Source organism: Vibrio sp. 10N.222.54.A3 (assembly GCF_041474095.1).
In the GTDB taxonomy this organism is placed as follows: Bacteria; Pseudomonadota; Gammaproteobacteria; order Enterobacterales; family Vibrionaceae; genus Vibrio; species Vibrio crassostreae_C.
The window spans coordinates 121,632-140,726 of the sequence record NZ_JBFRTN010000006.1; the positions used below are offsets into that span (position 1 = coordinate 121,632).

The 19,095-nt window shown below is 45.0% G+C and carries 21 protein-coding genes; 15 read left to right on the forward strand and 6 right to left on the reverse strand.

Going from position 1 to position 19,095, the window contains the following annotated elements:
- Positions 1-22: 22 nt before the first annotated feature.
- On the reverse strand, positions 23-925 hold the full coding sequence (gene murQ, locus AB4507_RS01600; RefSeq protein WP_136982536.1) for an N-acetylmuramic acid 6-phosphate etherase: 903 nt from the start codon (positions 923-925) through the stop codon (positions 23-25).
- A 227-nt stretch (positions 926-1,152) separates the two neighbouring features.
- On the opposite strand from murQ, the gene AB4507_RS01605 reads away from it, so the two are divergent.
- Positions 1,153-2,007 (forward strand): SIS domain-containing protein, encoded by an 855-nt coding sequence (locus tag AB4507_RS01605; RefSeq protein ID WP_017065115.1) that lies wholly within the window; start codon positions 1,153-1,155, stop codon positions 2,005-2,007.
- Positions 2,008-2,054: 47 nt separating this feature from the next.
- Here the strand turns inward: AB4507_RS01605 and AB4507_RS01610 are convergent, their stop codons facing one another.
- Complete coding sequence (locus AB4507_RS01610) at positions 2,055-4,109, reverse strand: acetoacetate--CoA ligase (protein ID WP_372182112.1); 2,055 nt, start codon at positions 4,107-4,109, stop codon at positions 2,055-2,057.
- Positions 4,110-4,308: 199 nt separating this feature from the next.
- Between AB4507_RS01610 and phhA the strand changes: the two genes are divergently transcribed.
- From phhA to AB4507_RS01640, 6 genes are all read left to right on the forward strand, one after another.
- Positions 4,309-5,103: a phenylalanine 4-monooxygenase gene (gene phhA, locus AB4507_RS01615; RefSeq protein ID WP_372182113.1), complete on the forward strand. Its 795-nt coding sequence runs from the start codon at positions 4,309-4,311 to the stop codon at positions 5,101-5,103.
- Positions 5,093-5,431: a 4a-hydroxytetrahydrobiopterin dehydratase gene (locus tag AB4507_RS01620; RefSeq protein WP_372182114.1), complete on the forward strand. Its 339-nt coding sequence runs from the start codon at positions 5,093-5,095 to the stop codon at positions 5,429-5,431. Before phhA ends, AB4507_RS01620 begins: the two co-directional genes overlap by 11 nt.
- Positions 5,432-5,572: 141 nt before the next feature.
- Positions 5,573-6,673 (forward strand): Fic family protein, encoded by a 1,101-nt coding sequence (locus AB4507_RS01625; protein ID WP_137001624.1) that lies wholly within the window; start codon positions 5,573-5,575, stop codon positions 6,671-6,673.
- A gap of 135 nt (positions 6,674-6,808) precedes the next feature.
- A complete protein-coding gene (locus AB4507_RS01630) occupies positions 6,809-7,315 on the forward strand; it encodes a hypothetical protein (protein WP_017066729.1) in 507 nt (168 codons plus the stop codon).
- Between the two features lie 217 nt (positions 7,316-7,532).
- The gene (locus AB4507_RS01635) at positions 7,533-7,742 is read left to right on the forward strand and encodes a DUF3283 family protein (RefSeq protein WP_004732615.1); all 210 of its coding nucleotides are present in this window, start codon (positions 7,533-7,535) and stop codon (positions 7,740-7,742) included.
- A 96-nt stretch (positions 7,743-7,838) separates the two neighbouring features.
- The gene (locus AB4507_RS01640; RefSeq protein ID WP_017057670.1) at positions 7,839-8,555 is read left to right on the forward strand and encodes a YebC/PmpR family DNA-binding transcriptional regulator; all 717 of its coding nucleotides are present in this window, start codon (positions 7,839-7,841) and stop codon (positions 8,553-8,555) included.
- Between the two features lie 207 nt (positions 8,556-8,762).
- Here AB4507_RS01640 and AB4507_RS01645 read toward each other — a convergent pair whose 3' ends face one another.
- From AB4507_RS01645 to AB4507_RS01655, 3 genes are all read right to left on the reverse strand, one after another.
- On the reverse strand, positions 8,763-9,296 hold the full coding sequence (locus AB4507_RS01645; protein WP_372182115.1) for a hypothetical protein: 534 nt from the start codon (positions 9,294-9,296) through the stop codon (positions 8,763-8,765).
- A gap of 75 nt (positions 9,297-9,371) precedes the next feature.
- Positions 9,372-9,608: a hypothetical protein gene (locus tag AB4507_RS01650; RefSeq protein ID WP_372182116.1), complete on the reverse strand. Its 237-nt coding sequence runs from the start codon at positions 9,606-9,608 to the stop codon at positions 9,372-9,374.
- Between the two features lie 351 nt (positions 9,609-9,959).
- On the reverse strand, positions 9,960-10,190 hold the full coding sequence (locus AB4507_RS01655; protein WP_136975122.1) for a DUF2798 domain-containing protein: 231 nt from the start codon (positions 10,188-10,190) through the stop codon (positions 9,960-9,962).
- Between the two features lie 84 nt (positions 10,191-10,274).
- Between AB4507_RS01655 and AB4507_RS01660 the strand changes: the two genes are divergently transcribed.
- Together AB4507_RS01660 and AB4507_RS01665 are read left to right on the forward strand one after the other, a co-directional pair.
- Positions 10,275-11,177: a LysR family transcriptional regulator gene (locus AB4507_RS01660; RefSeq protein WP_048610205.1), complete on the forward strand. Its 903-nt coding sequence runs from the start codon at positions 10,275-10,277 to the stop codon at positions 11,175-11,177.
- A gap of 12 nt (positions 11,178-11,189) precedes the next feature.
- The gene (locus AB4507_RS01665) at positions 11,190-12,065 is read left to right on the forward strand and encodes an NAD(P)-dependent oxidoreductase (RefSeq protein ID WP_102428112.1); all 876 of its coding nucleotides are present in this window, start codon (positions 11,190-11,192) and stop codon (positions 12,063-12,065) included.
- A 190-nt stretch (positions 12,066-12,255) separates the two neighbouring features.
- On the opposite strand, the gene AB4507_RS01670 is transcribed toward AB4507_RS01665, so the two are convergent.
- A complete protein-coding gene (locus AB4507_RS01670; RefSeq protein WP_133151240.1) occupies positions 12,256-12,936 on the reverse strand; it encodes a hypothetical protein in 681 nt (226 codons plus the stop codon).
- A gap of 356 nt (positions 12,937-13,292) precedes the next feature.
- On the opposite strand from AB4507_RS01670, the gene AB4507_RS01675 reads away from it, so the two are divergent.
- From AB4507_RS01675 to AB4507_RS01700, 6 genes are read left to right on the forward strand one after another with little or no spacing between them, the layout of a single operon-like run.
- Positions 13,293-13,973 carry a hypothetical protein gene (locus AB4507_RS01675; protein WP_017072332.1) on the forward strand — a complete coding sequence of 227 codons (681 nt, stop codon included), beginning with the start codon at positions 13,293-13,295 and terminating at the stop codon, positions 13,971-13,973.
- Between the two features lie 46 nt (positions 13,974-14,019).
- Positions 14,020-14,718 carry an ABC transporter ATP-binding protein gene (locus AB4507_RS01680; protein ID WP_372182117.1) on the forward strand — a complete coding sequence of 233 codons (699 nt, stop codon included), beginning with the start codon at positions 14,020-14,022 and terminating at the stop codon, positions 14,716-14,718.
- Complete coding sequence (locus AB4507_RS01685) at positions 14,706-15,983, forward strand: ABC transporter permease (protein WP_102393362.1); 1,278 nt, start codon at positions 14,706-14,708, stop codon at positions 15,981-15,983. Before AB4507_RS01680 ends, AB4507_RS01685 begins: the two co-directional genes overlap by 13 nt.
- The gene (locus AB4507_RS01690) at positions 15,976-16,758 is read left to right on the forward strand and encodes an outer membrane lipoprotein-sorting protein (protein ID WP_136982530.1); all 783 of its coding nucleotides are present in this window, start codon (positions 15,976-15,978) and stop codon (positions 16,756-16,758) included. Before AB4507_RS01685 ends, AB4507_RS01690 begins: the two co-directional genes overlap by 8 nt.
- A gap of 9 nt (positions 16,759-16,767) precedes the next feature.
- Positions 16,768-18,060: a hypothetical protein gene (locus AB4507_RS01695; RefSeq protein ID WP_102397967.1), complete on the forward strand. Its 1,293-nt coding sequence runs from the start codon at positions 16,768-16,770 to the stop codon at positions 18,058-18,060.
- Entirely contained in the window at positions 18,060-19,094 is a 1,035-nt protein-coding gene (locus tag AB4507_RS01700; RefSeq protein ID WP_136982529.1) for a sensor histidine kinase, read from the forward strand. The genes AB4507_RS01695 and AB4507_RS01700 overlap by 1 nt, the downstream gene beginning before the upstream one ends.
- Position 19,095: the final 1 nt, after the last annotated feature.

The following is a 19,095-nucleotide window of genomic DNA, read 5'->3' on the forward strand; positions in this document are numbered from 1 at the left end:
TACCTTTTATAACTGAATTTAATTATTCGTCGGCGAGTGCAGTTCGGATGAAACCACCGCTTTTATTGAGTCGTGCACAGGCTTCTTCGGCGCTGATGCCAGCCAAAATCATGAGAATTGCGGTTTTGCAGTTGTTATTACAAGCGTTAAGCGCATATTCAGCGTGTTTGCTGTCAACTCCGGTTGCTTCAATAACAATGTTGATTTGACGTTGGACGAGTTTGGCGTTGGTCGCCTCTACATCAACCATCAAATTTCCAAACACTTTCCCACTGCGGATCATGGCGCCGCTGGTCAACTTATTGAGAACCAATTTCTGAGCGGTACCGGCCTTCATTCTTGATGACCCAGTCACCACTTCAGGGCCGACAACTGGAGTAATCGCAATGTCTTCGGAATTTGCCATTGGAGATCCGGGGTTACATGAAATTGACACAGTGGTCGCTCCGATGAATCGAGCATAGGTGAGGCCACCCAACACATATGGAGTTCGACCGCTCGCGGCTATTCCGACGACTACGTCTGACTCTGTTAGCGCCAACGATTTTAAATCTGCTTGTGCGAGCGCAGGATCATCTTCCGCGTTCTCTACAGCTTTTAAGATGGCTTGGTGCCCGCCAGCAATAACGCCAATGACTTGTTCAGGGCTCGTGCCATAAGTCGGTGGGCATTCGCTTGCATCTAAAATGCCTAAGCGCCCAGAAGTGCCAGCGCCGATGTAGATTAATCGGCCACCTTTTGCAAAAGCACTTGTGATCGCGTCAACGGCTTTTGCAATGTGAGGAAGGACTTCTTCTACGGCTAACGCAACACGTTGGTCTTCTTTGTTGATGACGGCTAGCATGTCAATTGTTGATAGCTTATCAATGTCTGCGCTTGCAGGATTGCGGCTCTCTGTAACCAAACGGTTCAAATCGATCTTCATTACTTGTTCTCTTACCCAATACAAACTGAGGGCGATACTAAAGAATAAAATATTCCGTTTGAGTGATAAAAATCACAGTTAGAGTTATTCTGAAGTGGTGATTTAGGTGGAATAATTGTGATAAATTTATACTAAATCCCAGGCATTCCGACTTAATTGGCGGTTTGAACTGAATATTAATTATTCTTCATTAGGAATATTTTATTCTAAAATAATCGAGGTGAAATGTGTCAGTCGTGAATAAAATTGTCAGCCGTCGTACTCAGCTCTCTGCCAATGCGAGAAAAATTGCGGATTGGATAACATCAAATGTGGAACAGGCAGCCTCATTGACAAGCCAAGAACTGGCGCAAGCGACCAACGTGAGTCAATCAAGTATCGTGAAATTTACGCAGCGAATTGGTTTTAAAGGCTACAGTGAATTCAAGTTAGCGCTGACGGAGGATATAGGTCGAAAGCACGCCATTCAAACCACCCCACTGCACAGTAATATTCTGGCCGATGACCCATTCAGCGTTATTTCTCAAAAGCTTGTGCAAGAAAAAACCGATGCGATGATCCAGACAACCAATGCGCTGTCACTTGATACCTGCACGGAAGCTATTCGACTGTTAGATGGTGCCAATAGAGTGCAAGTCGTGGGTATTGGAGGCTCAGCACTCACGGCAAAAGAGTTTAGCTTTAAATTGCTGAAATTAGGCATTACCGCTTTAGCAGAACAAGACAGTCACGTTCAGATAGCGATAGCCCGTACGCTTACCCCGCAAGATGTCCAAGTTGTTATTTCGTTTTCAGGGGAAAGAAAAGATGTGTTAATCGCCGCAGAAACAGCAAAGGAGCAAGGTGTTAAGGTCATCGCTCTTACCTCCGCTCGTAAAAGTAAACTTCGAAGCATCGCGGATTTATCCTTTGATACGATTGCTGATGAAAGCCAATACCGAAGTTCATCGATAGCATCCCGAACAGCTCAAAACATTATTACTGATTTGCTGTTCATTGCATTAGTGAAGCAAAGAGATGAATCAGCAAGACAGCTTATTGATGACATCAACTCAGATATTCGTCAGGTTTCGCATAGATAACTGGTTACTTTACTTTCTTCTAGTTTGGATTTTTTGAGATAGGAACACTAAAGCGAAACAACACTCTTTATCTCTTCCAAAACCTCGGCGTTAGCGATAGCCCCGAGGTTTTCTACATTTTTGCCATTGATCACCTGTTTCACAGCCAACTCCACCAGTTTGCCAGAGCGTGTTTTTGGCACGTCGCTGATCGCAAATATCTGGCTTGGCACGTGTCTTGGCGAACAAGAGGATTTGAGTTTGCTTTTGATGGCTGTCAGTAACTTTTCATCTAAACTCACACCTTGCTGCAGCTGAACAAACAGCCATACCTGTTCATTGCGGTCGATGTTTTTACCGACTGCTATCGAATCGATGATGCCGTCAATGGTGTTCACTTGCTGGTAGATCTCGGCAGTCCCAATTCTTACCCCACCGGGGTTGAGGGTGGTGTCGCCTCGACCGTAGAACAGGTAGCCACCATGCACGCTCTGTGCGACTTCATCACCGTGATGCCACACATTATCGAACCTATCCCAATAGGTGCTGTGATAGCGCTCTCCGGTGTCATTCCAAAAGCCAGCGGGGAAGTTGGGTAGGGAGTTTGTACACACCAGTTCGCCACGTTCATGATTAACCTTGTGGCCAGACGAATTGAACACTTTGATGTCGACGCCGAGCCCGGCCTGTTGGCACTCACCGCGATACACTGGCGAGATGGGATTACCTAAAACAAAGCAGCCACAAATATCTGTCCCTCCAGAAATTGAGGCTAAATGCAGGTCTTGCTTGATGTGTTTGTAGACGTAATCGAACTGTTCTGGATAAAGCACAGAACCGGTCGAGCACAGTGTTCTTAAGTGAGGAAGAGAGTGACTGTCGATCGGCGAGAGTTCTGCCTTCTCAATCGCTTCTAGATACTTGGCTGAGGTGCCAAATGTCGATACGTCTGCACGCTGTGCCAAGTCCCACAGTACATTGGGTTGCGGATAAACCGGGCTACCATCAAAGATCACCAAACAAGCACCGCTCGCGAGCGCAGATACGTGCCAGTTCCACATCATCCAACCACAAGTGGTGTAGTAGAACACGCGATCTCTCGGTTTAATATCGCAATGAAGCTGGTGCTCTTTTAGGTGGTTGATGGTAGTGCCACCGACAGAATGCACTATACATTTGGGTTTGCCTGTGGTGCCGGAAGAGTAGAGTACAAACAACGGTTCATTGAAGCCGACACGAGTAAATCGAAGAGGTTTTGTCTGATAGTGATTAATGATGCTGTGCCAGCTTAGAATCGACACATCATGTTTAACTTTGTTTTTCTTTAATTCGTTCTTCTCTAAATCGCTCTTCTCTAAGTCATTACTCGGTTTCAAATAACCGATCTCACACACCTGTTTTAATTCGTTTAAGTGTTCGATGATTTCACGGTTCTTGCCCGCCATATCGAACGTTTTGCCATTGAAGGTGTAACCGTCACAGGTGAACAGCACCTTAGGTTTCACCTGTCCGAATCGCTCAATCACACTCTCTACTCCAAAATCAGGCGAGGTCGATGTCCAAATCGCGCCTAAGCTGGTGGCGGCTAGCATGGCTATCACGGTTTGTGGCAGATAGGGAGTATACGCAGCAACTATATCACCTTGTTTCACTCCGCTATCGACAAGCCATTGCTGAACACTAGAGACAGCTTCACACAGGGTTTCCCATGTATAACTCTGTTGTTCGCCACGTTCATTCTCAAACCAAATCGCAAGCTCATCAGGCATGGTGTGTGCCAAACGCAGCAAGTTCTCGGCGTAGTTTACTTGTGCATTGGGAAACCAAACCGCATCACGGTTCGATTTAGGCTGCTGCCAGCGGCTCCCACCTTGAGCTTTGATGGTCTCGCTTTCTGCCTTGTTAATAGAGTCTTGTGAGCCGACTACTCCACAAAACTGCCACACGTTTTGCCAAAACGATTCCGGCTGAACTACAGACCATTGGTGGAGTTCGGCATAGTTTTTTACGTCCCTATCTAGGTTTAACCCAGACTGTTTAAGGCTATCGATGAATCGGGTTAAGTTGGCATTGGCGATACGCTGCTCGCTTGGCTGCCAAATGGGCTTATTGCTTTCGTGCATTCCTTCACCTTTAACAAAAAGTTAACGTTTTCAGTCTGGTATTTAGGTTTTACAAAGTCAAAAGTTCAGCAAAATAAGTGTCTGGCGGAATTGTGTAAATAAAATGTTACACGATCGCTTGTTTCGAAAAATCGCGCAAATTGGCGCTTATAAGGAGTGGAGATAGGCTTAAAGTGAGACATTCGAAAGGAGGTGTGTAATGACTCAATATCATTCTAAGCCCGTGAGCCAAGAGGGATGGGTTGAGTGGAGCCTCGAAGAAGATGCCATTTGGCACGACTTGGTGAAAAGGCAACTGGACGTCATTAGTGACCGCGCTTGCGATGCCTATTTGCACGGTCTGACCTTGCTGGATCTACCATTAGACAGAGTTCCCCAGCTGCCAGAGATAAATAAAGTGCTAATGGAAACAACCGGTTGGCAAGTTCAGCCTGTGCCTGCATTGATCGATTTCGATCGATTCTTTGATTTGCTCGCCAATAAGAAATTCCCAGTTGCGACATTTCTGAGAACGCGAGACGAGTTCGATTACTTACAAGAACCTGATTTCTTTCATGAAATTTTCGGCCATTGTGCCATGCTCACTAATGCCGATTTCGCGGCTTTCACTGAGCATTATGGAAAACTAGGCCAAGCCGCCACATCTAAACAGCGCGCTTATCTTGCCCGTTTGTATTGGTTTACGGTTGAGTTCGGTTTAGTAAAAGAAGGCCAACAACTGAAAATCTATGGCGGTGGCATTCTTTCGTCTCCAGCGGAAACTATGTATGCGTTGGGAGGGGATTTGGCCGTTCGCGAGCGGTTCGCTCTGCAAACGGTTTTAAGAACGCCTTATCGTATCGACATCATGCAGCCGAAATATTACGTGATCGACGAGCTATCTGAGCTCTTTAAAATCAGTCAGGAAAACCTATTACAGCAAGCTGATCTCGCCATCGATGCGGGGTTACTACCACCACTTTTTGAACCTAAGGAACCAACACATGTTGAATGAACAAAAATGCGAAGCCTGCAGTATCGACGCGATTGCCCTAAGTGAAGATGAACAACAATCTTTACTGTTGGAGTTGTCAGACTGGCAGATCATCGAAAGAGACGGCATCCCGCAGCTTGAGAAAGTGTTTAAGTTTAAGAACTACAAGCAAGCAAGGGCATTCAGCAACATAGTGTCAGAACTGGCAGAAGAAGAGTTCCACCATCCTTCGATCTTATTGGAGTGGGGCAAAGTCACCGTCACTTGGTGGAGCCACTCAATCAAAGGCCTGCACAAAAATGACTTCATCTGCGCCTCACGCTGCGATGTGTTCGCGGTGAGTGAATAGTTTTGTAGGTTAGGAGTTACTCTTGCAACCTCTGTGATGCGATTAACTCATTATTCGGCTCATAATGTGAGTTGAATAATTGCCTTAAACAGCTCATAGTATGAGTTGAATAAGTGATACTTTCGCATCATGGGGTGTAATATGTGGATTTGGCAGCAAGATAATTGGCCAAACTTTGTTTGGGATAATCAGAAAATAGGCGTGAGGTTAAGAGAAGTACGGCTTAATCAGGGCATTCTATTGGGCAAGATTACCTCACAGTCGGCAGATCAATCCCAAACCATGCTCGACACCTTATTAGCGAACATAGTCCATTCCAGTGCGATTGAGGGAGAAAAGCTTAATGCTTTCTCGGTCCGGTCTTCTTTAGCCAATAAACTCGGTGTCAGTGAAGATCGACCTTTTCCAACGACAGAACAAACCGATGGCCTAGCTGAAATTATGTTGGATGCGGTGCAGAACCTAACAGAGCCACTAGCGCTTGATAGGATCTTACATTGGCACGATAGACTGTTTCCTCAAGGCTACACCATGTTTAATCCTGTAGTCGGAGGTCAGCTACGAGGTGAAGCTCCGATGCAAGTGGTATCAGGAAGAATTGATCGTCCAACCGTGCACTTTGAAGCACCTAGCCGAGACATTCTTGATGCTGAGCTAGATACATTTATCACATGGTTTAATGATTCACTTACCGACGCTACACTCGATCCCTTACTTAGAGCTGCGATAACTCACCTTTGGTTTATCACCTTACACCCGTTAGATGATGGTAATGGTCGTATTACTCGATTGTTGACCGACTTGGCATTAGCACAGGCCGAGCAGCAGTCGGTACGTTTCTATGCGATGTCGGTGGGGATTCTCGCTAACCGCAAGCATTACTACGAGATATTGGAGCGAACCCAGAAAGGGGAACTCGATATTAGCGAATGGTTGATGTGGTTCTTAGATACGTTAGACGAGACGTTTACAGGCGTTTTCGCTGAGGTCGACCAAACTGTATATAAGACTAACTATTGGCGCAGCATCGATCAAACCAAGCTTACGGCAGAACAAGTAAAAGTGCTGAATAGGATGCTCGATGGTGATTTTTCAGAAGGTATCAATGCCAGTCAATATCAGAAAGTAGCAAAGGTGAGCAGCGCCACAGCAACACGTCATTTGAACGCTTTGATTGAGCATGGCTGCTTAGTTAAATCTGGTTCTGGTGGCAGAAGCACGCGCTATCTGTTGCCGGAGTAGGGCTCACTTCAATTTATATACTTAAAGGTGCTGAGAATGTTGGCAGTTCTTTAGCCACAGAAGGTTGTTAAACGAGCCAACTTATAGGTTAAATCTCGCTCCTTCTTTTTACTACTATTAAAATGTGCAAATACAATGACAAATGAAGAAATACAATTATATAACGATATAGTTAAGTCTGGGTTTCCTGTATTAGGGACATTATGTGGTGGTTTAGTTGGTGCAGCATCAACTTATCTTTTAACAAAGTTGAATAACGACAATGACGAAAAGAAAGACGCTCAAAAGCTGCGGAATGATCTGTTAATGAAAACTGCAAATGATGTAGCAGAATTTGAGCATTTAATGGCGATTTATACGACTACATTAGCGAATTATCTAAGAGATCAAGTCGATGACGGCTCTTTGAAAACAGCTTACCTAAATTCATTCAATAGTAATCTAACTTTGCGTAAGGCTAGAATGAATCTCCATATTCTCGGAATGGAAGCATCGTTAGAGTTATTAGAAGGGTATGTTGAGGCTACAAGAGAAGTGCTAGCTTATGGAAAGCGGTTAGATATAAAAAGAGCTATTGAACTAAATCAGAAGATATCTAAGGGTCCAATTTTATTCTATCAATCATTATCGATCGATCCTTAACGCCTTTTTGTTGTTTAGCAAGCTAACTTTCAAAACTCTGCTTTTCACTTTTTAGTTGCTCTTCACCAAACGCACTTTCCCAAACTAGCTTGACCTGCATCAGCGACTTGCTTGGTTTCTTGTCTCATATACCCTTTCTGTTACTCATAGTATTGGTTTTATGAGGCTGCTCTATGATATATTTCTCGGCCAAGTGTATTACAGACGAAGGCTAATAATGTCTATCAACCTTTCACTCCTTCCACCCAGCGAGAAAAATAAAATCGAACTGGATAAGCAAGCATCGTTTCTTGTATGGAAACTGAAGCAAGCGAAATGTGGCCCTGAAGCCATTGTTGAAGAAGCAATGAAGCTAGGTGACCCAGAAGAAAAGGCTTGGTTTGATCAGTCTGTAGAAAAATACAAACGGGTAATGGGTGTCGCATAAACGCAGACAAACCTTGCCCAGCAGTGCTGTAGAATTGAAATGACACAGTAATTTGCTAGAATTTGCACCGTTAATTGAATCAGAGAGAAGATCCCGATGGGAAGAAGTTTTGAAGTGCGCAAGGCCTCAATGGCGAAAACTGCAGGCGCAAAAATTAAAGTTTATTCTAAATACGGTAAAGAGATTTACGTACTGGCTAAGAACGGCAGCTCTGACCCAGACATGAACCTACCTCTTAAGCACCTGATTGCTAAAGCGAAGAAAGACCAAGTACCAGCTCACGTTATCGACAAAGCGATCGATAAAGCGAACGGCGGCGGCGGTGAAGACTTCCAACCAGCTCGTTACGAAGGTTTTGGCCCAGGTGGCACAAGCGTAATCGTTGACTGTCTAACTGACAACGGCAACCGTACTTTCCAAGACGTTCGCCAATGTTTCGTTAAAACTGGCGCGAAGATCGGTGTTGAAGGTACTGTTTCTCACATGTTCGCTCACCAAGCTGTATTCCAGTTCAAAGGCGAAGACGACGAGATCATCCTAGAAACGCTAATGATGGAAGACGTAGATGTGACTGACGTTGAGCTAGAAGACGGTGTTATCACTGTATTCGCTCCAACGACTGAGTTCTTCAAAACGAAGACTGCACTAAACACTGCGTTCCCAGAGCTAACGCTAGACGTTGAGGAAATCACTTTCGTTCCTCAAACAACTACGCCAGTAGCTGAAGAAGATTCTGAGAAATTCCAGAAGTTCTTAGACATGCTTGACGACTGTGATGACGTTCAGCAGGTTTACCACAACGCTGAGCTGTAATTTTTACAGTTACAACAGTTAATAAAAAACCGAGCCTAGTGCTCGGTTTTTTATAAATGTAAAGTAGTCCAGAATTTTAACTCGACGAGTTTACTCTAACATAAGCAACCATTTGCTTATGTTTAGTAATACGAAACCAGGTTAGTGAGTAATAAAAAAGGCCTTGTCGTAATACAACAGGCCTTAAGGAAAAAGAGTATTAATAGTTTAACCAGCTTTCTTATTGCTGCTATCGCCATCATCGTTATCATTTTCTCGGAGAACAACGAGAGATTGAGCGGGTACTTTCCCCCCTAAAACCATGCGACTCCGCAGAACGTTAGCCTTGTCATTTGGAAGTGGAAAATTTTTATGTTGTGGGCTGAAACCTAAGATAGCAATTCGGTCTTGTTCTTCACCTAGCCAACTGTAGTGAATCACAGCGTCAGAAACATTATCATCGTAATTAGGAATTCGTACATTCAATGTATGTGCAGTTGCATGGATTGAATGTGGCCCTGCGTGATAATGCCAAACTTTACATCGTTTGTAAGACATTGCGCGAGGGATATCTTTGCCATCTTTGTCATGCCAGCTAGGTTTGTTGCGACCTTTCATCTTGTTGCCATCAAGAACGTCATCCACGAAATCCATCAATAGATCAAAATGAGTGTCGGATAAATTCTTATAATCAACGAAATACTGACTGTCGCTGTTTCCGTACATAAATGATTTGTGTAGCAGCACAGTTTTTACTGGCATTCGCTTTCCCTTAAAATACAAAACCCCTGCGATTCTAAATCAGCAGGGGTTTATATGCAACATGACATTCTTATATTAATAAGCTGCCATTGCACCATGTAAGGTGTGTGCTCTAGTAGATGTAACTGTATGATGATTCGATGTTTGTTGTGACTCCGCTCTTAGAGCGTTTCTAGCATCGCGCATTTTTTTGCGTCGTTGCTCTTTTGTCATGTCACTTGTCAGAGCTAGTACCAGATCATCCGATGATACTGAACTTGCTCTATTCAAAAGCTCATTTTCGCTTCTGATATAGTCGTGGTTTTGTTTCATATGGCTTTCCTTAAAAGTACGGCCTACTTATATGTAGAAATTTTCTGCATATTACGTGGACGCACATTATCCAAATGGCCGAGAAAAAGTCAATATCTTTTGGTAACTTGATGCATAAGAAAGTTATTTCATTTCTTAACAACAAGTCAAGAATAGGTGTATCACAAAAAAATTCTGTTCTCTAGAACTTATTGCATATAATCTGATCCTCGTACCTAATACTAGGCGTGTATTACTATTAAGCAAAAGTTTTTCTGCTTTAAATTGTGGTTAGTTTAGGAAATATGATGATCAAGCCTTGATCATCGTTCCGTATTTTTGCCACCAAAGAGCCCGTTTATACAGCACTGATTAGCAAAGCGTGCGCGGTCGACAAATCCACTCAGATAGCTTTCGAATCAAAGGGAGCACTGTAAGGTTCAGCACAATGGCACACGGCCAAGCAAGAAAGAAGCTTTGTAACCAGATAGGCGGCCACTCGGAGCTGAATCCCATTTTGTAGCCAGAAATTAACCCAGACATGATGGTTGCCATGGTGAGTGAGGATAAAATCGCGGTTACCCAAAATTGTTTTTTGCTCATATATGTTTCTCCCGTGATTTTCTGATGTTGATGAGATAAGGTTACATTTATCCATTAATGAGAAAAATAGGCACATGTAGAAGTATGAATTCCATATTTGGAAACATTGATGATCTGTTCTTATTCTGTGCAGTGGTTGAAGAGGGCTCTTTGCTATCGGCTTCGAAACGGCTGCAACTCCCTGTGTCGACTATGTCGCGTCGGCTAACCGCATTGGAAGATCGCCTCAATATCCGACTTTTAGAAAAGAAAGGTCGTGAGCTGGTGGCCACCAAAGACGGTGAGGCGGCTTTTTCTGCACTGAGCAGCGGTATGGAGTCGATTCATCACGGCTTTAATAGCTTGCTTGAAGAGCGTGACGCTATCCAAGGCAAGATAAAGCTCGCTGTGCCTCATAACTTCTACAGTGGCTTTCTACGGTCGACGGTAGAGCAATTCCTCACTCAGTATCCAAACGTTCAGCTCGACCTTACTCTGAGCCAGCAGCAGCTCATTCCACAGACTGATCGTGACTTACTGATCACGTTTAAGATCTCGGACATGGAAGGCATGATTGCTCGACCGCTGTTTAAAGCCAAACACGGGTTTTATGCAAGCCCAGAATACTTAGATTCGCGTGCAACAATAGAAAAACCCGACGACCTAGAGCTGCAAGATTGGATTAACGTCGATGATGTGTTTGATATGCCGCTCTACAAATCCGACCGCTTAGAGCAAATGATCACGATTAAACCTAAGTTCATCGTTAACGATATTCATGCGGTGGCGGCCGCAGCGCAAAAAGGTTTGGGGCTCGCTTCATTGCCTTTTCGTCACGTATCCCCTGAGATGAATCTGATTCAAGTGCTCCCTGAGTATCATCGGGGTGATCGCCAAGCGTATTTAGTGTACAAAGAAAGAAAATATCAGCCAAAGGCTTTGACCCTGCTTATTGATGCACTGATTGAGAGTGTTCGATCTTTTCATAGCGATGGTTTGGTCAAATAAAAGGAGAAAGAAATGAAAGTAAGTTTTATCGGGCTAGGCGTTATGGGTTTCCCAATGGCAGGCCATCTAGTCAAAGCCGGTTTTGAAGTAACGGTATTTAACCGCACTCACAGCAAAGCGCTAGGCTGGGCTGATAAACACCAAGGTAAAGCGGCTGAATCTGTGGCTGAGTGTGTAGCGGAAGCTGACGTGGTATTGGTTTGTGTGGGTAACGATGACGACGTACGCAGCATGACAACCAGCGAAACAGGCGCATTGGCAGCGATGAAGCCAAACGCGATTCTTGTCGATCACACTACAACGTCTGCAGTTCTGTCTGAAGAGCTTGAAGTGGCAGCGAAGCAAGCCGGTATTCGCTTTATGGATGCACCTGTATCTGGTGGCCAAGCGGGCGCAGAAAATGGCGTGCTAACCATCATGTGTGGTGGCGAACAAGCGCTTTTCAACGACCTTCAACCTGTGTTCGAAGCTTACGGTAAGTCGTCAGTTCTTATGGGTAAAGTCGGCCAAGGCCAACGCGCGAAAATGGTTAACCAGATCTGCATTGCAGGAGTGTTGAATGGCTTATCTGAAGGCTTAGTGCTTGCTGAAAAATCAGGTTTGGATATCCCAACTCTGGTTGATTGCCTTAAAAACGGCGCTGCTGGCTCATGGCAGATGGAGAACCGCGCTACCACAATGGCACAAGACAAGTTCGATTTTGGCTTTGCAATTGATTGGATGATCAAAGACTTAGGTTTCTGCCTAGATGAAGCAGAACGCCAAGGCATCCAGCTTCCACTGACTGAAAAGACCAACAACGCTTACAAAGCATTGTCTGCCGAAGGACAAGGCCGCATGGATACATCAGTATTGATGAAAGCCGTGGTTGAAGAGACAAAGAAGTAGAAAGCTAGAAGTAATAGAAGCTTCGCTTGGATAATTAAAAATAGCCGCTGATTAGCGGCTATTTTTGTTTGGTTTGAACTCTTTTAAACGTATTGAATTTTCTGTTTGATTCCTAATTCAGCAATCTATGAATTATCAATGGGACGAAAATCGTTAAAATAGATGTCCAAAATTGATGATTTAAATGAGTTTATTCACCTTTATCGATTTGCTCTTTCTGAACTTGATTGGCTTTCTGTTTAACTGCTGATGCTTTCTCTTCGGTTGCTTTCTTGATTTGAGTTGATTTTTCAACGGCTTTTTCTGAGGCTTTTGAAGAGTAGTGTTTCAAGATTACATCTAATGCCTCGAAGCGAGGGTGAAGTTTGTAACCTACAAACATAAAAATGTTTAACGAAATGAAGCCAAGTAGTAAGGCGACAATGCCAATATTTGCGCTTTGTAGAGCTAATTCAATGATCTGTCCCAGTTCACCACCACGACGCCCCCCCATCATTTGCGCCATTTCATTTAAATCACCGATGGCTTGAAACAAGTGGTAATAAAGATACGCTAATGACACTGCACCAATGCCTTTTGCTACGATTTTTGGTAAGCCAAGAGCGCAGGATGCTGAGCCTACAATCATTAGTAAGACTATAGTGAACCCGTAGACATCTAAACCTGTAATTGATTCAGACACTCCCCACATTTTGATAGTAATTGCAGGTAAGAAAGACCCAATTGCAACGAGACCATATGATGCAGTTCCAAGTTTGTTTAGAACTTTTGGCGTTTGAGTTTCGTTAGCATTAACTGTTGTTGCTTCCATGATATTGATAAATCCATAACTAATTTGATATAAACATTGAACCATTTCAATGTGCAACAATATTGTATTAACTTTGTCTCGTATTTTAAAGCTGCAAGTGGTTATGCGAATGATTTATTTCAACAATTACTCATCGATCTCCTGAATCACCGTTTCTATTCCGAAGATTACAAAAACAATACATAGCTCCAATGTATCAGGTGTGTTTATGTCTACCCAGTATGAATAATTAGTAAATATGGGTTGTGCAAAATAAGCACGACTTTTACTGAAATACAATAACTGAATCCTATATCCCCACTCACACCGCCTCTCAACCATTCACTCCTCATTATTACCATTCGTCGCATTGGTAAAACTGCACGACAAATTCTAGTTAACCTTTCAACGTCAACATTTGAAAGGGATTAGAAATCATGACTACTTCACACTCATTTAATTCAGGCTCTACAACTTCTGTGCTTAAGCGTTCATTGCTGATTGCTCTTGTTTCGTTTGCACCGTCGTTAGCTTTAGCGAACCCGAGTTCAGACGTGCTCGATATCTACAACCAAGCGGCGCAAGGCAATGAAGACTTGGTTGAGGTGGCTTATGAACGCCTTAATGACACGCTGCAACAAGACGGCGCTACGCCACTGACTTTAGTTTATTTAGGAAGCACAGAAACCCTGATGGGGCGTGATGCGTTCTTACCTTGGAACAAGATGAAGTATGTGGAGAAAGGCTTATCAACCATTGATAAATCACTGGTGCTGCTAAAAGACGAAGACCAACCGATTCATGAGCAACCTCGTGTTCAAGGGCTGCCAGATTCTTACTTAACTCGCGCAATGGCCGCGGTGACTTACACCTCGCTACCAGACATGTTTAACCATTTTGATCGTGGTTATGACCTGTTCCTCGCGTTACTCGCGGAAGATGATTTCCAACAGCAACATTTCGCTGCGACATCGTGGATTTACCGTTACGCCATTACTGCATCGATTCGTGCTGAGGACTTCGAGCAAGCACAGGTGTGGCTTGAAAAGATGGAAAACACCGATGCTGGCAACATCGAAACGATGACTGCGAAGGCCCTAATAGCGAAAGCGAAATAAAGGGCATGGAAGCTAAACAGTTGGTTAGTAATCAGAGGAAAACGGGATGATTGAATTTAAAGATATCGGCAAAGCATATGTCACAGGCGGTCAACGTGTTGATGCATTAAACGGGGTCGATGGCCATATCCAGCGCGGTGAAATGGTGGCGTTGTGTGGCCCGTCGGGTTCTGGAAAAAGCACACTTTTGAATATTCTTGGTTTGTTGGATATGAGCTATCGAGGACAGATCAATATTGATGGCCAACCGTATCCGACTGAGCAAATCGCCGCTGCGCGTTTTCGTCGTCAGTCGCTGGGTTTTGTGTTTCAGCGCTTCAATCTGGTTCCAGTGATGACGGCACTTGAGAACGTGGCCTACCCATTGATGTTGAACCAATGTTCGAAACAAGAACAGCAGACCAGAGCACAAGAGATGTTGGAGCGTGTTGGGCTAGGCGAATATGTACATCATCGCCCAGACAATCTTTCAGGTGGCCAACAGCAACGTGTCGCAATAGCCAGAGCGCTAATCCACAACCCAAGCTTAGTAATCGCCGATGAGCCGACAGCGAGCTTAGACAGCCACACTGCTAATAACGTGATCGATATTATGCACGAGCTTGGCCACGAGTTTGGCACCACCTTTATTGTTGCGACCCATGATCCAAGAATGGCTAACCGTTGCGACCGTGTGATTGAGTTGGTGGACGGTAAGTTGGTTTCTTCAGTGTCAAACAAGGAGGCAGTCTCATGGGCAAGTTAATGCAGTTTGGCTTTTTGCAATCGCTTCGCTTGGCGTGGCTTAATTTATTTAGAAACGGTCGCCGCAGTTTGTTGTCGGTGTTGATCATCGCCATCGCCGTATTTGCACTCACCTCGGCTGGAGGCTACGGGCTTTACACCTATGAATCTCTGCGTGAATCGACCGCGCGCGATACTGGTCATCTCACATTGAGCACACCGGGATATTTTGAGCAAGATGAAGACATGCCGCTGAGCAATGGTCTAGACAATGTTCAAGCCCTAACCAAGAGCATTATTGGCGACAGTGACGTGCGTGGTGTGCAGCCACGAGTCTATTTTAGTGGTTTGGTGTCTAACGGCAGCAAATCGACCATCTTTATGGGAACGGGTGTCAATGAGCGTGAGTTCGACATGAAAGGTCCTTTCTTAGATGTGCGCAGCGGTCAGACCCTCTCGGATGTGAAATCGCCAAGATACGACAGCCAAGAGCCACAAGTGATGCTGGGAACTGACCTTGCTCGTAATCTCAAAGTTGCCGTTGGCGATTGGGTGACACTGCTCGCGACTACCAGTGACGGCGCATTGAACGCTTTTGATTTTAAGGTGCAGGGTATTTACTCGACAGGAGTGCCTGAGCTGGATAAGCGTCAGTTATACGTACACATCATCACTGCCCAAGAGCTTTTAGCGTCAGACAAAGTCAGTACCTTGTCGGTGTTTCTATTTGAAACAAGCAAGACCTCGACGGTTCAACAGCGCATCCAATTGGCTTTGGACAAGCAAGTTGGTCAACAGGGCTCAGATATTGAGCTCACCCCATGGCAAGATCGCGCGTTCTTCTACACCAAGGTTAAAGACCTTTACGACCGTATCTTCGGCATCATGGGCGCAGTGATGGCATTGGTAGTGTTCGTATCTTTGTTTAACACCATGACCATGTCGGTGACCGAGCGTACTCGTGAGATTGGCACTTTGTCGGCACTAGGCAGTTACCCGTCTGAAATCGTCGCAGGTTTCTTAAAAGAGGCGGGATTGTTGGCTGTGATTGGCAGCGCGATCGGCGCGTTAGTGAGCGGTTTAGTGTCGGTGTTATTGCTGGTGATTGATGTGCAAATGCCACCACCTCCCGGCAGAACCGAGGGTTACCCACTCAACATTTACTTCTCATTGGAATTAGTTGGTTACGCCACTTTAGGTGTGTTGACGATATGTTTGCTAGCTGCTTATTTTTCTGCTCGCAAAGGCGTGAATAAGCCAATCACGGAGGCGCTGGTTTATGTATAAATTTACTCGTTCACTCACTGTTTTAGGTTCTGTATTGGTTTTGGTTCTAGCATCGACACCAAGCTGGGCAGTCGATTCACAACAAGTCACAGAGATGATCGCCAAGGCGGATAGCTATCGCTTGAACAGCGAACAGGCGTCTAAAGTGGTTTCTCTGGTGGCGCTATATCAAGACGAGCAACTAGACAAAACCCGCGAATACAACGTCTACACAAGACCAAACCGAGAGTCGCTGGTCGTGTTCAAGTCGGCGGTCGAGGCGGGTCAAAAGATGCTGATGATAGAGGACAACTATTGGTTACTGATGCCGAAATCGCGCCGACCTATCCGAATCACACCAATGCAGAAACTCTTGGGTGAAGCTTCGGTAGGGGACATTTCGACGCTCACTTGGAGCGAAGATTACCAAGGTAAGTGGGTTGCCGAGCAACAGGTTGAGAGGTCGACTGGCGAGACACTCGATACTTATCATCTAAAGCTAACGGCGAAAACCAAGGGTGCCAGCTATCAATCGATTGATCTGTGGTTAACGGCAGACCGAGCGTTTCCTGTTAAAGCGGATCTGTATCTGCGTTCAGGTAAGTTAGCCAAGCAAGCTTGGTTTACTGAAGGCATGCGAGATGGCTTGCCAAGTGTAGTTTCGATGACTTTGCTCGATAAGATTCAACCAAGTAAGAAAACCGTGATTGAGTACCGCGAGGTAAGCGAACAAGCTTTAGCGGACAAATACTACAACCCTGCTTACTTATCACGTAATAGCGTGTCTGGGCTTTAGGTGGGTGCCATGAAAGCTTCTAGTCGTCGATTCCACATTAAGCCTTTAATCGCTAGCTTTCTTGCATTGTCTTGTGTGAGTAACACGACTCAAGCGGACGATCTGAGCCTAGCGTGGGACTGGCAACTGAGTGCTGAAGCCGTTGAATCGCGAGAGTCGCCATTTAGCCCTTTTGCATCTTATAATCGTCAGTCACTCAATGGTTTGTTGGATCTTGAAGTTGGATATGGCAATTGGCTTGGCCTGTTTGCCGTGAAAGCCAATGATATTTTGACTAATACTCCTCAAGACCAAGACGCGAGCTTTGAATCGGAATTCATTGCGCGCGAGCTGTTTTGGCAAGGTGGTGTTGAACTGTCTAATTCAGCGTTCGGTGATCACTACCTTGATGTGACACTCGGTAAGGTTCGCCTAGATTGGGGTGTTGGTTATGGCTACCGACCGTTAGACATTATCAAGCCTTACCGACAAAACCCTGTTGGCATTGTCGCAGAAGAGGGCGCCGGTGTGGCTTCAGCGTCACTGTTCGATATGACGGGCGAATGGACACTGCTTTACAGCGATTCGTCATGGACTTCCCAAGACGTAAATGAATTCGAAAAGCAGAATCAGCAACAAGGCTTTGGGATACGTCGTTACAATCTGGTTGGCGACCACGAATATCAGTGGGTCGCTTATTACGACGATGTACGCCATGGCTTACTTGGGGCGAGTTTAGTGTCGGTGTTGAATCTCGCTTGGGAGTTTCATGGCTCGGTGGTTTATCAGCGACAAAGCCTTGGCTACAGTCAGCCGGATTCAATGCTTAAACCGGTTTATCTTGAAGAGCAGGGCGAGGCTTATCAAGCGTTAGCAGGATTAACATGGGCCAATGACACGGGCCATAATGTGGTGCTGGAATACTGGTTTGATAGCCGTGCTTGGAGTCATTCTGAGTGGCAAAGCGCGATAGAAAGTGCAGAGTCTTTGTCGGTTAATCCGATGACATCTTCGTTGGTAGGTTCTTATGCTCAAGGTTATCAGCACGCCAATTTGGTTCAACACAACATCATGTTTCATTGGTCTCTGGATTCGACACATGGCTGGCTTGAAGATATCACGCCAACATTCGATGTCATGTTGTCTCCTCAAGATGGCGGTTTTATTGCGACTCAGTGGCTCAATTATCAGGCTTTAGATAATGGCAATTCATCGTTGGATTTGGAACTTGCTGCACGCTTTCTAGGTGGTAAAAGTGATTCTGCTTACGCCAGTTTACCCGATAGTCATATGATTCTCTTAAATATCAAAGGACGATTTTAATGGACACTTCTTCAAACAGTCGATTTTCATGGATTAAGAGTTTCGCGTTCACCACGCTATTTTGTGTTCTTATTGCGATTACAACCCATACGATTTGGGGCGGCGGATTAACGGTTAACCTGGCAATCAGTTTTGGCTTTGGCTACAGCGCCGTGGGTTCTTCTTTCATCTTGGTGAAGTTGTTTAAGAGGACATCTCGAACGCTTGAGGTGGGTATCTCAATGGTGATTGCGATGACCTTTGGTACCTTGAACGCACACTATTGGTTGAACGGGTATTTCGGGGCTAATATCTCGGACCTTAAATCTGTAGTCTTGCTCGGTGTGATCTTCTGTTCGGTTTGCTATTACTATTTCTATACTCGGGAGCAGCAGTTACGTGCCGATAACGAATTGGAAGTGGCCAAGCGTCGTCAGGCCGACCAAGAAAAGGTGGTGGTGCTAAGCCAGCTTAAACAACTGCAAAGCCAAATTGAACCGCACTTCTTGTTCAACACGCTTGCGACCATCAATGTATTGATTGAGAGTGACAGCGCGAAAGCCAAGTTGATGCTCGAAAAACTGACTGACTTATTACGTGTAACTCTGAAAAACAGCCGCACCGAGCAATCGACCATCGCACAAGAGGTCGACTTGTTAGACGCTTATCTTAATATCCAAAAGATACGCTTGGGTGAGCGCTTAACGTTCTCGATTGAAATACACGAGATTAGCGATTTGCAGGTGATTCCACCGTTCTTGATTCAACCTTTGGTCGAGAATGCACTCACGCACGGCATCGAGCCCAAAGCCGCTGGTGGCCAAGTGAATATTCGTATTACTCAACAAGCACAGCAGCTAAAAATTGAAGTGGCTGATAATGGCGCTGGGTTGAAAACGCCTTCTGCGAATACGGGTCACGGTGTTGGGTTAAGCAATATTCGTCAAAGAATCGAAACCCTGTATGGTGATAAGGCGAGCCTAACGATTACTGAACACGCTGAAGGCGGGGTCGTGTCGACGATCTTGTTACCGCTGACTGATGCAGTTGTCTAGA

What these genes read in the sequence shown, in the direction of transcription:
- murQ (WP_136982536.1), bottom strand. Translation starts at nt 925, where the DNA reads ATGAAGATCGATTTGAACCGTTTGGTTACAGAGAGCCGCAATCCTGCA.
- AB4507_RS01610 (WP_372182112.1), bottom strand. Translation starts at nt 4,109, where the DNA reads ATGCACGAAAGCAATAAGCCCATTTGGCAGCCAAGCGAGCAGCGTATC.
- phhA (WP_372182113.1), top strand. Translation starts at nt 4,309, where the DNA reads ATGACTCAATATCATTCTAAGCCCGTGAGCCAAGAGGGATGGGTTGAG.
- AB4507_RS01620 (WP_372182114.1), top strand. Translation starts at nt 5,093, where the DNA reads ATGTTGAATGAACAAAAATGCGAAGCCTGCAGTATCGACGCGATTGCC.
- AB4507_RS01625 (WP_137001624.1), top strand. Translation starts at nt 5,573, where the DNA reads ATGTGGATTTGGCAGCAAGATAATTGGCCAAACTTTGTTTGGGATAAT.
- AB4507_RS01630 (WP_017066729.1), top strand. Translation starts at nt 6,809, where the DNA reads ATGACAAATGAAGAAATACAATTATATAACGATATAGTTAAGTCTGGG.
- AB4507_RS01635 (WP_004732615.1), top strand. Translation starts at nt 7,533, where the DNA reads ATGTCTATCAACCTTTCACTCCTTCCACCCAGCGAGAAAAATAAAATC.
- AB4507_RS01640 (WP_017057670.1), top strand. Translation starts at nt 7,839, where the DNA reads ATGGGAAGAAGTTTTGAAGTGCGCAAGGCCTCAATGGCGAAAACTGCA.
- AB4507_RS01645 (WP_372182115.1), bottom strand. Translation starts at nt 9,296, where the DNA reads ATGCCAGTAAAAACTGTGCTGCTACACAAATCATTTATGTACGGAAAC.
- AB4507_RS01650 (WP_372182116.1), bottom strand. Translation starts at nt 9,608, where the DNA reads ATGAAACAAAACCACGACTATATCAGAAGCGAAAATGAGCTTTTGAAT.
- AB4507_RS01655 (WP_136975122.1), bottom strand. Translation starts at nt 10,190, where the DNA reads ATGAGCAAAAAACAATTTTGGGTAACCGCGATTTTATCCTCACTCACC.
- AB4507_RS01660 (WP_048610205.1), top strand. Translation starts at nt 10,275, where the DNA reads ATGAATTCCATATTTGGAAACATTGATGATCTGTTCTTATTCTGTGCA.
- AB4507_RS01665 (WP_102428112.1), top strand. Translation starts at nt 11,190, where the DNA reads ATGAAAGTAAGTTTTATCGGGCTAGGCGTTATGGGTTTCCCAATGGCA.
- AB4507_RS01675 (WP_017072332.1), top strand. Translation starts at nt 13,293, where the DNA reads ATGACTACTTCACACTCATTTAATTCAGGCTCTACAACTTCTGTGCTT.
- AB4507_RS01680 (WP_372182117.1), top strand. Translation starts at nt 14,020, where the DNA reads ATGATTGAATTTAAAGATATCGGCAAAGCATATGTCACAGGCGGTCAA.
- AB4507_RS01685 (WP_102393362.1), top strand. Translation starts at nt 14,706, where the DNA reads ATGGGCAAGTTAATGCAGTTTGGCTTTTTGCAATCGCTTCGCTTGGCG.
- AB4507_RS01690 (WP_136982530.1), top strand. Translation starts at nt 15,976, where the DNA reads ATGTATAAATTTACTCGTTCACTCACTGTTTTAGGTTCTGTATTGGTT.
- AB4507_RS01695 (WP_102397967.1), top strand. Translation starts at nt 16,768, where the DNA reads ATGAAAGCTTCTAGTCGTCGATTCCACATTAAGCCTTTAATCGCTAGC.
- AB4507_RS01700 (WP_136982529.1), top strand. Translation starts at nt 18,060, where the DNA reads ATGGACACTTCTTCAAACAGTCGATTTTCATGGATTAAGAGTTTCGCG.